The 12,659-nt window shown below is 60.4% G+C and carries 7 protein-coding genes and 2 pseudogenes; 3 read left to right on the plus strand and 6 right to left on the minus strand.

What is annotated here, in order from left to right:
* From GHO03_RS15005 to GHO03_RS15020, 4 genes and pseudogenes are all read right to left on the minus strand, one after another.
* A pseudogene (locus GHO03_RS15005) lies at positions 1–545 on the minus strand (alpha/beta hydrolase); the annotation flags it as partial.
* 19 nt (positions 546–564) lie between these two features.
* On the minus strand, positions 565–2,787 hold the full coding sequence (locus GHO03_RS15010; RefSeq protein ID WP_095000350.1) for a TonB-dependent siderophore receptor: 2,223 nt from the start codon (positions 2,785–2,787) through the stop codon (positions 565–567).
* Between the two features lie 187 nt (positions 2,788–2,974).
* Positions 2,975–4,321, minus strand: coding sequence for a sensor histidine kinase (locus GHO03_RS15015; protein WP_153400142.1), 1,347 nt, complete (start codon positions 4,319–4,321; stop codon positions 2,975–2,977).
* A complete protein-coding gene (locus tag GHO03_RS15020; protein WP_153400143.1) occupies positions 4,321–5,019 on the minus strand; it encodes a response regulator transcription factor in 699 nt (232 codons plus the stop codon). Before GHO03_RS15020 ends, GHO03_RS15015 begins: the two co-directional genes overlap by 1 nt.
* A gap of 217 nt (positions 5,020–5,236) precedes the next feature.
* On the opposite strand from GHO03_RS15020, the gene GHO03_RS15025 reads away from it, so the two are divergent.
* Both GHO03_RS15025 and GHO03_RS15030 read left to right on the plus strand, forming a co-directional pair.
* The gene (locus tag GHO03_RS15025) at positions 5,237–6,448 is read left to right on the plus strand and encodes a M24 family metallopeptidase (RefSeq protein ID WP_095000347.1); all 1,212 of its coding nucleotides are present in this window, start codon (positions 5,237–5,239) and stop codon (positions 6,446–6,448) included.
* Positions 6,449–6,811: 363 nt separating this feature from the next.
* Positions 6,812–8,053 (plus strand): MFS transporter, encoded by a 1,242-nt coding sequence (locus tag GHO03_RS15030; RefSeq protein WP_372241747.1) that lies wholly within the window; start codon positions 6,812–6,814, stop codon positions 8,051–8,053.
* A 61-nt stretch (positions 8,054–8,114) separates the two neighbouring features.
* Here GHO03_RS15030 and GHO03_RS15035 read toward each other — a convergent pair whose 3' ends face one another.
* Together GHO03_RS15035 and tauA are read right to left on the minus strand one after the other, a co-directional pair.
* Positions 8,115–9,110 (minus strand): GlxA family transcriptional regulator, encoded by a 996-nt coding sequence (locus GHO03_RS15035; RefSeq protein ID WP_095000345.1) that lies wholly within the window; start codon positions 9,108–9,110, stop codon positions 8,115–8,117.
* A 144-nt stretch (positions 9,111–9,254) separates the two neighbouring features.
* Complete coding sequence (gene tauA, locus GHO03_RS15040; RefSeq protein ID WP_095023849.1) at positions 9,255–10,229, minus strand: taurine ABC transporter substrate-binding protein; 975 nt, start codon at positions 10,227–10,229, stop codon at positions 9,255–9,257.
* 268 nt (positions 10,230–10,497) lie between these two features.
* Between tauA and GHO03_RS15045 the strand changes: the two are divergent.
* A pseudogene (locus tag GHO03_RS15045) lies at positions 10,498–12,539 on the plus strand (c-type cytochrome).
* Positions 12,540–12,659: the final 120 nt, after the last annotated feature.

A 12,659-nucleotide genomic window follows, 5' to 3' on the forward strand; every position in this document is an offset into this window, starting at 1 on the left:
CCATAGGAATGGCCCCACAAGGTTTGCTCCTGCAGGTTGATCGGTGCCTTGGCCGCCACCGCCGGGCGCATGCGCTCGCGCAACAGGTCCAGGAAGACATCCGCACCGCCACTGGGCAGCCCGCTCAGCGGGTCGGTTTGCGCGGTCAGGCCAGGCCTGTTCGGGGTGTAGTCGTAAGTGCGGGCAGTGCGCTCGATGCGCAGTGGTGTCTGGTAGCCGATGGCGACCAGTAATGGTGCCTTGCCACGGGCAAGATCCCGCAGCAGGTCGGCATCCAGTGCGCCGATGGCGGCATTGCCGTCGAGCATCCACAGCACCGGGAAACCGTTTTTCGGCGGCGCGGCATTGGGTCGACCGATCCATAGCTGATAATGGCGCTGGCCATCGGCGGAGTCGATCAGCAAGCGGCTGAAGCGGTAGTCCATATCTGTGCGCTGCAGCAGGCGGGTGTCCATCAGCTGGTCAGGCGCGGGCCGGGCCTGGGCGGCTTGCCCGGGGAGGGCCAGGGCAAGCAGCAGCGTCAATGGCAGGGTCAGGTTTCTCATCAGGCAATCTCGTTATGCTTTAAAACGACGCGGTCAGGCTGGTGTAGAGCGTACGCCCCGGCTCGTTGTAAGTCGCCGCCCCGGCCCCGGCGATATTGGTCACACCCTGGGCGTTGCCCTCACGGAACAGGCGCTTGTCGAACAAGTTATCGATACCCGTGGTCAGGCTCAGGTTGGCCGTAATGGCGTAGGTGCCGCTGATGCCGGCAATGGCATAAGGCGAAAGCTGGTTGTTGGCGGTGCCGGTGACGCGGTCGCCGTGGTAGTCGAATTTTTTCGGTGTCTGTTTGCCGTACCAGGCCACGCTCGCTTGCAGCGACAGGTCATCGGTTGCCTGCCAGTCCAGCATGGAGTTAAGGGTGTAGCGCGGGGTGACGGACAGGGCGTCACCGGTCTGCTTGTTTTTCGATTGCAGCATATAGGTGAAGTTGTTGGTCCAGGTCAGTTGCGGCGCCAGGGGCAGGGTAAGGGTGCCTTCAAGGCCCTCGACCAGTGCCTTGGGTACGTTTTCCCACTGGTAGATCGCGGCATTGGCATAGGTGCCTGTTCCGCCCACGGCATTGCCGATGGGGCTCATGCCGGATTCGATCTTGTTTTTGTAATCGTTGCGAAAGTAAGTCAGGCCCGCGACGACGCCGTTCTCCTTGTACTCGATGCCCAGTTCCTTGTTGACGCTGGTTTCGGCTTTCAGGTCGGCGTTGCCTTGCAGGTAGCAACTGGTGCTCTGGCCATAGCAACCCTGGCCGCGGCTGTAGAGCAGGTAATCGGGGTTGAGCTGGTACAGGTTAGGCGCTTTATAGGCGCGGGCGATGCCGGCCTTGAGGGTGACTGTTTCGGTCAGGGCATGGGACAGGTTAAGCGACGGGCTCCAGTTGTTGCCGACCACGCTGTGGTGGTCCAGACGCAGGCCGGGGGTGAGCATGGTGCCGGGTAGCAGCTCGATATTGTCGGCGGCAAACAACGAGAAAATCTGCGCCGAGGAGGTGGTGCTGCGATTGCTGCTGCTCAGGCCGCTGACCGAACCGCCTTCGCTGGTGGACTGGGTGTTGGCGCTGGGGTCGTCGAGCTTTTGCTGGGTCCATTCGCTGCCCAGGGTCAGGGTCTGGTCGAAACCTGCGTGCAGCGGCAGATTGACCTCGCCGTGGGCGGTCAGGTCGCGCAATACCGCAGTATAGAAATCACCACTGCTGAAAATGCCTTCGGTGCCGCCTGCCAGGCCTTCGTTGATCCGCGTATTGCGGGTTTTTTCGTATTGCAGGTAGGCCATGCTGTTACCAAAGTCCCATTCACCACGGTGGGTCAGGGCATAGGTTTCGCGGTAGGTACGGTTGGTCTCGTGGCCCAGCAGGCTTTTGACGTAGGCGTTGCTGTTGGTGTTTTGCGTATCGCCGGTATAGAGGTTGCCCTGACGGCTGTAACCAGCCTCGAAGTCGAGGGTCTGCTGCGGGGTCATGCGCCAGCTGAGCAGGCCGTTGACATCCTTGTTGCGCACGCCTTCGCGGCCAGCGGGCAGGGTGCCGGCCTGGTTGCCGGTGCGCTCTGATTCATGGCCTGAGTTGATGTCCCAGTCATCCGGGTCGGTCTTGGCGATATTGCCGTATACGCGATAGCTCAGGTTGTCGGTGAGCGGGCCGTTGAGGCCGAAGCTCACGCGCTTGCTGGCGCCTTCGTCCTTGTGGGTCGGGAAGTTGGAATAGACCGTGACGTCGCCGTGGGTTTCGGCACCGGCCTGCTTGGTGATGATATTCACCACGCCGCCAGCCGCGCCGTTGCCGTAGAGGGCGGCGGCCGGACCGCGCAGTACTTCGATGCTTTCTACCTGATCGGCAGGTACCCAGTTGGTATCGCCACGGCTGTCACGCTCGCCGCGCCAGCCGTAACGCACCGAATTGCGGCTGTTGACCGGTTTGCCGTCAACCAGGATCAGGGTGTTTTCCGGGCCCATGCCGCGGATGTCGATCTGACGGTTGTTGCCGCGCTGGCCGCTGGTGGAGTTGCCCGTGAGATTGACCCCGGGCATGGTGCGGATGATCTGCGACAGATCGTTGGACGGTGGGCGTTTCTTGATGTCCTCTGCGGTGATCACCGAGACCCCGGGTGCCTGTTTGGTTTCTTCCAGGGCGGTGGCAACCACGTTGGTGTTTTCCAGCTCCAGCGCGGCAGCGGCATGCACGGAGCTGGCCAGCAAGCAGCAGCCGGACAGAACGAAGGGAGCGATAGGGCGCAGCGCATGTTGCAACATCGGGTGATCTCCGGGACAGCCTGATACAGGAAGATCACGAATGATAATGACTGCTAATTGAGAGTAAAGCGCATTAACTTTCTAAACACTTCACTGTGGGAGCGGGCTTGCCCGCGATGGGATCGCCGCTGTTTGTCTGTTGAACCGAGTTGGCGGCATCGCGGGCAAGCCCACAGGGTTTTCTGTTTCAGTCAGGAGGACGCGCCACCGGCAACAGCACATGCATGCACAGCCCCGGCTGGCCATTGCTGGCCCACAACCGGCCCTGTTGCAGTTCAATGGCACGTTGGGCGATGGCCAGGCCCAGGCCGAAGCCTTCGCCTAGAGAACCCTTCAGGCGCTGGTAGGGCACGAACAGGCTGGCCAGGTCCTGCGGATCGACGCCGGGGCCTTGGTCGCTCAGGCACAGGTGCCAGGCATCACCTTCACGCCAGCCGCTCAAAGTCACTTTGCCTGCAGGCGGTGAATAACGTATTGCATTGCGCAGCAGGTTTTCCAGGGCCTGGGCCAGGCTGTCGAGATGCACTTGCACGTAACAGTCTTCGCCCAGCAGACAGGGCAGTCGCTCGACCGGCCAACCGCTTTCAAAGCAGGCGTCTTCACACAGGGCTTCCCATACGGACAGTACCAGCACCGGCTCGCTTGCCAGTTGCGGGCGCTCGGTGTCCATCCAGGCGAGGTTGAGGGTGTCTTCCAGCAGGCGCTGCATATCGTCGATCTCGCGATCGAGTCGCTGGCGCATGTGCTCAGCCGGTAAATGGCTGTCGTGGGCGATGCGCAATCGTGCCAGGGGGGTACGCAGTTCATGGGACAGGGTGCGCAATAACAGGCGTTGCTGGTTGAGGCTCTGGCGCAGGCGGCTGGCCATGTGTTCGAAGGCCAGGGCCAGTTCCCCCAGTTCATCCCTGCGTTTGATCAGCGGCAGCGGAGCTTCACTGTCCAGGTCATCGGCACGCAAGGCGTCGGCGCGGTCACGCAAACGGTTGAGTGGCAGCACCAGGTGGCGGTAGATCAGCAGCCCGAGGAGCGCGGCCAGCAGCGTTGGCATCACGCCGTGACTGAGCACATGGGTCCAGGGTGTCAGGCCTCCGGGCAACAACCGCTCGGGAAGCTGGATCACCAGCTGGCCTTGTTGCGGCTGCCCGGGAAAGGGGATGCTGACATAGGGCAGCTCGTCCTGCAGACGTCGGCTCATGGGCCAGTTCAGTTGGCGCATAAAGGTCAACTGGCGATAGTTGTGGGCGGTGAGAGGGGTATTGCTCAGGCTTTGCAGGTTTGGCCCCAGTACCGTTACCCAGGTGTCCTCCCTCGCCATCAGCTCTTCGCTAAAACGTGCCAGCCCGGCCGGGCCCTGGTTGTGCCAGATGCCTTCAGCCTGCTGTGCGTAGTCGGCCAGGTACTGCTGGTCGGCGGCCGAAAGAAAATAGGTGCGACGTTCGGCCGACACTCCCCAGATCCAGATGATCCAGGTCAGCAGCAGGCAGAAAGCGATTTGCAGCAGGGCCAGTTTCCATAGCAAGGGATGGCGGCGCATCAGGGGTTATCCATGCTGACCAGGATATAACCCTGGCCACGCACGGCCTGGATCTGCACATGCCGCACGCCAATGGCCGCCAGCTTGCGTCGCACATTGCACACATGCACATCCAGGCCGCGGTCCAGCCGGGTGTAGATGCGGTGAAGCACCTGCTGGTAGAGATACGCCTTGCTCAAGGCCTCGCCGCCATGTTCATGCAGGATGCTCAGCAGGCGGAATTCGGAGTGGGTCAGGCCTGCACTCTGGCCGTTGTGCACCACGTCCAGAGCCTCTTCATCAAAGCTCAGCCGCGGGTTGTGCGGCAGCTCCGGCGGGCGCTGGAACATGGCCATGCGCCGCAGCAGGGCATCGGTGCGGGCGTCCAGCTCGGCGAGGCTGAAGGGTTTGGGCAGATAGTCGTCGGCACCTCGGGTAAACCCGGTGATTCGGTCTTGCTCGTTGCCCAAGGCCGACATCAGCATCACCGGGACGTTTTGTTGCAGGCGCAGGGTTTCCAGCAGCGCCAGACCGTCCATGCCGGGCAGCATGATATCGAGCAGCACCAGGTCGAAACACTGCGACTGCAAAGCGCTCAGGCCCTGGATGCCGTCGATGCAGGATGTCACGGCAAAGCCGCGTTGCAGCAGATGTCGCTCCAGATCGTGGCGCAGCCTGAAGTCGTCTTCTACCAGAAGTAGCCGGGGGGATGTGTGCATAGGGGTTCTAATGAGAATATTTCACATTTGCGAATATCCCATCATTGGCCATGCTGCGCAAATGCTATCAAGGATAGAGGGCAAGATTGCACAGCGGATCTGATCAACTACAGGTCGGATTCGCGCAAAAAAGCCGTGCCTGTATCTGTTCGAATGTTCCTCAACGACCCGCCTGCCGGCGGCTCCTGACGCTCGATCAATGACAGGGACATATGCCATGCAAATGCCGAAAACCATCCAGATAAAGAACGGCGAAAAGGTCACTCCGACGTTCTCGGCCCAGGAGTACGCCAACCGCCAGGGAAAACTGCGGGCCTATATGGCGCAGCACAATATCGATGCTGCTGTATTCACCTCGTACCACAACCTCAACTACTACAGCGATTTCCTGTATTGCTCATTTGGCCGCAACTACGCGCTGGTGGTGACCCAGGACAGCGCGGTGACCATCAGCGCCAATATTGACGGCGGGCAGCCGTGGCGCCGGACCATGGGCACCGACAACATCGTGTATACCGACTGGCAGCGCGACAACTACTTTGTGGCGATCCAGCAGGCGCTGCCCAAGGCGGGGCGCATCGGTATCGAGTTCGATCACATGAACCTGCTCAATCGCGACAAGCTCGCCAGCCGCTATCCCCAGGCCGAGCTGGTGGACATCGCCGCGCCGTGCATGCGTATGCGCATGATCAAGTCGGCGGAAGAACACGCCATCATTCGCCACGGCGCACGGATTGCCGATATTGGTGGCGCGGCCATCGTCGAGGCCTTGCGCGATCAGGTGCCGGAATATGAAGTGGCGCTGCATGCCACCCAGGCGATGGTGCGTGAAATTGCCCGTACCTTTCCCGATTCGGAGTTGATGGATACCTGGACCTGGTTCCAGTCGGGGATCAACACCGACGGCGCCCATAACCCGGTCACCAGCCGCAAGGTGAACAAGGGCGATATCCTCAGCCTCAACTGCTTCCCGATGATTGCCGGTTACTACACGGCGCTGGAACGCACCCTGTTTCTGGACCATTGCTCCGACGAGCACCTGCGCCTGTGGGAGGTCAACGTCAAGGTACACGAGGCCGGCCTGAAGCTGATCAGGCCCGGCATGAAGTGTTCGGACATTGCTCTGCAGCTCAATGAAATTTTCATGGAACACGATCTGCTGCAATACCGCACCTTCGGGTATGGTCACTCCTTTGGCACCCTCAGTCATTACTATGGCCGCGAGGCCGGGCTGGAGTTGCGTGAAGATATCGACACGGTGCTGGAGCCGGGCATGGTGGTGTCGATCGAGCCAATGATCATGATCCCTGAAGGTCGTCCGGGAGCAGGCGGGTATCGCGAGCACGATATCCTGATCGTCAACGAAAAGGGCGGCGAGAACATCACCCACTTCCCGTATGGCCCGCAGCACAACATCATCAAAAAATAGTCATTGCGCGGCATTGTGGGAGCGGGCCTGCCCGCGAAGGTATCACCGCGGCGCCTCGTCAATCCGGGGTGATACCTTCGCGAGCAGGCCCGCTCCCACTCCGAGCTCGATACCAACGTATGCGCACACAGATTGCGCAGCGTTTTCTGACCTGTTTACCCCTGCCAAAAAGAACACAATGAGGGTATCTGTCATGTCCCATGTCGCGACGTTGCTTGCCATTTTTCCATCACGCATCTCTTTCTCAGGAGGTGCTCAATGAGTATCCCCAGCGCAACTATCGCTTTGCCCCTGACCCCCGAACAGCAGGTCGAGCGCCTCAGTGAGCGCAAGGCATTGCGCCGTGCCGCCACAGCCAGCTTTATGGGCAACTTTGTCGAGTGGTTTGACTACGCTGCCTATGGTTACCTGGCGACGGTGATCGCCCTGACGTTCTTCCCGCAAACCGATACCACCACCGGGCTGCTGGCCACTTTCGCGGTGTTCGCCCTGTCGTTTATCGTGCGCCCGTTCGGTGGTCTGGTCTGGGGGCATTTTGGCGACAAGTACGGGCGGCGCAGCGCCTTGTCCTGGTCGATCCTGATTATGACCGTGGCGACTTTTTGCATCGGCATGCTGCCCACCTATAACCAGATCGGTCTCTGGGCACCGGTGTTGCTGTTGTTGATTCGTCTGGTGCAGGGCTTTTCGGCCTCAGGGGAATACGCGGGCGCTTCGGCGTTTCTGGCCGAGTATGCACCTGAGGGCAAGCGCGGTTTTTATACCAGCATCGTACCGGCGAGCACGGCGGCCGGCCTGTTGTTTGGCGCAGTATTTGTCGCGGGCATGCATGCCTTGATGACGGTTGAAAACCTGCACGACTGGGGCTGGCGCCTGCCTTTCCTGCTGGCGGCACCCTTTGGCCTGGTGGGGCGCTATATCCGTGTGCATTTGCAGGACTCACCCAAGTTCCTGGAGATGGAAAAGCGTCTGGAAGCCAAGGAGTGCGCGACCCATGCCCCGGTTCGCGAGTTGCTCACGGTGCATCGTCGGCCGGTATTGATCGGCATTGGCGTGACCTGTCTGAATGCGGTGGCCTTCTACCTGTTGCTCAGTTACATGCCGACCTACCTGTCGACGGAAATGGGCATGAGCGAGAGTGATTCCTTTATCGCGTCCACGGTGTCGCTGGCGACCTATATCGGTCTGATTTTTTTGATGGGCAAGCTGTCGGACCGCTATGGCCGCAAGACCATGTTGGTCAGTGCCTCGGTGATGTTCCTGCTGCTGACCTTTCCGCTGTTCGGGATGCTGGGCAACCCGTCACTGCTGGTGATTCTGATGATCCAGATTGCCTTCGGTGCCATCCTGGCAATGAACGACGGCACCTTGCCGTGCTTTCTGGCCGAGATCTTCCCGACCCGGGTGCGCTTCAGCGGTTTTGCCTTCAGCTTTAACGTGGCCAACGCCGTGTTTGGCGGGACTGCGCCGTTTATTGCCACCTGGCTGATTCAGATGACCGGCAACAAAATGGCCCCGGCCTGGTACTTGCTGGCCGCCGCGGCAGTGGCACTGGTGGCGATGCTGGCCAGCCGGGAGACCGCGCACAAGGCGTTGCAGGATTAACCTGCCGCCTCCTACCTCCGTAGCAGCCTCGTTCCGCTCGGCAGCTGCTACGGGTGATGTTTTAGTGCAACGCCACCTGCTTGCGTTCACCAATGGGTGATACACCAAACAGGCGGCTATAGCACTTGGAAAAATGCGCCGCCGAGACAAAGCCACAGGCCAGGGCGATATCCCGCACTTGTGATTCGCTGCGCAGCAACAGGCTCCGCGCCCTGGCCAGGCGTAACTCCAGGTAGTACTGGCTGGGTGTGCGTTGCAGGTGTTTGTGGAACAGGCGTTCTAGCTGACGTACCGACACTTCGTTCAACCGCGCCAGGTCTTCCAGGCTGACCGGCTCTTCCAGATTGGCCTCCATGATTGCCACCACCTGACTCAGTTTGGGCTGCGATGTACCCAGCTTCTGGCGCAGCGGTACGCGCTGTTGCTCTTGCGGCCCGCGGGCTCGGTCACACAGCAGCAACTCGGCAGCGTGGGCCGCAATCTCGCGGCCACCCGGTTCGCGGGCAATCAATTGCAAGGTCATGTCCATCGACGCCACGCCACCCGAGCAGGTATAGCGGTCGCGATCCAGTTCGAATAACTGATTGGAAATAATGATCCCCGGGAAATGGTCCTTGAGGGTTTCGATATCTTCCCAGTGGATGGTGCAGCGATAACCCTTGAGCAGCCCGGCGCGGGCCAGCCAGTAGCTGCCGGTGCAGATCCCGCCCAGCGCCACTTGTTCGTGGGCCAGTTTGCGCAGCCAGTTGAGCACCGGGCGGCTGCTGAGGTGGGAGACGATCGGGTTTGAACCCACCACCAGCAAAATGTCCAGTTTTGGTGCATCGCCGATCACATAGTCGGGCAGGATACGCATGCCGTTGCTGGCCATGACCGGATCGAGGGTGGGGGCAATGATAACGCTGCGAAACATTTCACAGCGCGCTGCCATATTGGCCATGCGCAAGGTTTCGATGGCCGAGGCAAAACCGATGGTGGTGAAGTTTGGTATCACCAGAAAGCCCACGGTCTTCACGGCAGGCATATTTATCGGTGACGCTGTAACAGGCGTTGCCATCCTTACGCTCCTTATTATGATCCGGGACGCGTCTGGCGTCGGGGTTCACCCAGGTTGTTGCAGCGCCAGAGCGGAGCCGGCGGTGCAAGGCACTGTGTTGTAGGGCGTAACGAAGCATTTGTTGTGCCAGTGGCTAACAGCTTGTTATTGCGGCAAAAATTTATCGCTGACAAAGGCTGAATAGTCGGGCAGAACGGTTTCGATCTTGCCCTGCTCCTTGAGGAACAGGGCCGTCCCGGCGATATCTTTGGCCGTGCCACCCCCCAGCAACTGCGCCGACTTTTGCTCGGCTGCCGAAGGGAAGTGCGCGCCGTGCAGCAACTCGGGGATGTCTTCGGGGCTGGCGCCGGTCAGCCTGGCGATTGTCTGCACCTGCGGCGAATCGGTAGTCCAGGCGGTCTGGTGGGCGTTGTAGTCGGCGATGGCATCGAGGCTGACTTTGGCGAATTTAGCGACGATTTCCGGATGTTTGTCCGCGAAATCCTTGCGTGCGACCCAGACTTCAAAAGTCGGTGCGCCCCATTCGCTGACCTGGCCGGCGTCGGTGAGGATTTTCCCGGTCTTGCGAATTTCCCCCAGGGCAGGTGACCAGGTGAACGCGCCGTCGATATCGCCACGCTTCCAGGCTGCGGTGATTTGCGCGGGGCTCAGGTTGACCACCTTGACCTGCTGCGGGGTCAGGTTCCAGTGTTTCAGCGCGCCCAGCAGGCTGTAGTGCGACGTCGAGACAAAGGGCGTGGCGATGGTCTTGCCGATCAGGTCCTGCGGGCCGTTGATACCGCTGCCGTCACGCACCACCAGAGCTTCGGAACCCTTGATCTGCGCGGTGACGATAAAAGTCACCAGCGGCACATTGCGCGAGGCCGCGGCAGCCAGCGGGCTTGAACCCAGATTGCCGATCTGCAGGTCTCCGGAGGCCAGGGCCGACACCACCGCCGGACCCGAATCAAAGCGGCGCCAGTCAATCTTTTCACCGATGGCTTTGTCGTAACTGCCCTCGGCCTGGGCCAGTTTGGTGGGGTCGATGCCGGTGATATAGCCGATGGTCAAATCAGCTGCCTGCGCGCCGAAGCTGAGGCCTGCGAGGGAAAGAGCAATCAGGAGTGTGCGCACGGACATGGCTTGGACCTTGTTGTAAGAAGATAAGAAGGGGCTGTCCGGCGGTCCGGTGCAGCGAATCTAAGTGCTTTAAATCAAAGGGGAAAATACCGTTTTGGAACTAGCTTAGAGCGCCCGGCCACACACCCTGGTTGCGGCGTGCATGATCCGGGTCAAACGTCGTGGCGGTAAAAGCCGGTACAAGCGTCCTGTGAGGAGTCCATAACAAAACCAGCACGGCCCGTTTCGAGGGGACCACCCCAGATCGACGCCTTAAAGGAATAACGCGATGCTTTCTACCTTTCCACGTCTGGCATTAGCCGGCCTGACGTTGCTGTGTACCCTTGAGGTGCAGGCCAGCGAGCCGACCCCGGCAGCCAACCCCGAGAAAAACCTGATTGAACGCGGCCACTATGTGGCCCGGCTCGGTGACTGCATTGCCTGCCATACCGCCATGGGCGGGGCCGAGATGGCGGGCGGGCTCGAGCTGAAAACGCCAATGGGCACGATTTACTCGAGCAATATCACCCCGGATCCCGAGACAGGTATCGGCCAGTACAGCTTTGAACAGTTCGACAAGGCCATGCGCCAGGGTGTGACACCTGCGGGGAAAAACCTCTATCCGGCGATGCCGTATCCGTCTTACGCGAAGATGAGCGAAGACGATATGCGCGCCCTGTATGCCTACCTGATGCAAGACGTGGCTCCGGTAAAAATGGCCAATCTTGAGGCCGATATGGGCTTCCCGTTTAACCAGCGTTGGGGGCTGGCGCTGTGGAACTGGGCGTTTGTCGATAATCAGCCGTTTGTCCCCGACCCGGACAAAAGCGTCGAACTGAACCGTGGCGCCTATCTGGTGCAGGGCCTGGGGCATTGCGGCTCGTGCCATACGCCGCGTGGTATCGCCTTTCAGGAAAAGGCCATGAGCGATGACGGCAGTGCCGGCAAGCACTATCTGGCGGGGGAAACCGTCGAGCACTGGCGCGCCTTGAGCCTGCGCAATCTGTGGACGGTGGAGGACACCGTGCAGTTGCTCAAGACCGGACAAAACCGTTTTGCTACGGTGTCGGGCAATATGGCTGATGTGATCCACCACAGTACCCAGCACTTTACCGATGCAGACTTGACTGCCATCGCCAGCTATTTGAAATCGCTACCTGCAGGCAAGGATGATTTACCGATGCCAGCCGTGGCGATCACACCCGCCAAGGCACCGGATACGCTGTACAGCAGCCGTGGCGGGTTGGGTTACACGCAGTTCTGCGCTGATTGCCATCGCCCGGATGGCGGCGGGGTCAAAGGCATGTTCCGCCGTTGAACGGCAACCCGGGGATCGTTGCGGCCAACCCGACGACACTCCTGCATATCACCCTGACCGGCTGGAAAACCCCGCAAACAGCAACGCACCCGCGGGTGTACACCATGCCTGGCTTCGCCCGGCTGGGCGATGATGAAATTGCCGAGATCCTCAGCTTTGTGCGCAGCAGCTGGGGCAACGCGGCTCCAGCGATCAAGCCAGGGCAAGTCGCGCAGATGCGCAAGCAGTTGAACCCCGAGACTGTCGACGAGACCACCTTTGTCACCCCGCGCCTGGCCAATCTGCTCAGTGCCGCCAATGCCGATCAGGTGGTGCGCGGCATGCGCCTGCATCTGCAAACCAAGGCGCTGTTGCCGGATAACGTTGGCAATGCCCTGAACTGCACCAGTTGCCACTTGAACGCAGGCACCGTGGCCGATGGCTCGCCTTTTGTCGGGGTCTCGGCGTTCTTCCCCGGCTATGCGCCACGGGCGGGCAAGGAAGTGACACTGGAGGAGCGGATCAATGGTTGTTTCCGTCGCTCGATGAATGGCCAACCCTTGCCCGTAGCCTCGCCGGATATGCAGGCGATGGTGGCGTATTTTGACTGGATGAAAATGAACACGGTAGCGGGGGACAAGGTTGCGGGCCGTGGCGTGGGCAAGGTCGATCCGAAAATCGTCCCCGATCCGGAAAACGGCAAACTGATCTATGCGCAGCAATGTGCGGTGTGCCACGGTGACGACGGCCAGGGCCTGAAACAGGCCGATGGCAGCTTTGTGTACCCGCCGTTGTGGGGTAACGAGTCGTTCAATATCGGCGCGGGCATGGCGCGCACTTACACGGCGGCGGCGTTTGTGAAACGCAATATGCCGATCGGCTTCCACGAGAAATTCCCGTTAGGGCAGGGTGGATTATCGGATCAGGAGGCAGTGGATGTGGCTGAGTACTTCTCCCATCAGCCACGACCTGATTTTGTCGACAAGGCCAAGGACTGGCCCAAGGGTGGCAAACCGGTGGATGCGCGGTATTAAGGGCAAGCACTCCTTACCTCAAGACAGCGTTCGTGATTGTGTGTTTGCCGGGCTTCAGCGAAGCAAAAAAAAAGCCCCGCGACCGAATGTACGCGGGGCCAAAAAATGGTTGGTTGCGGC

It is taken from the genome of Pseudomonas sp. FSL R10-1339 (assembly GCF_009600545.1).
Lineage (GTDB): Bacteria > Pseudomonadota > Gammaproteobacteria > Pseudomonadales > Pseudomonadaceae > Aquipseudomonas > Aquipseudomonas bubulae.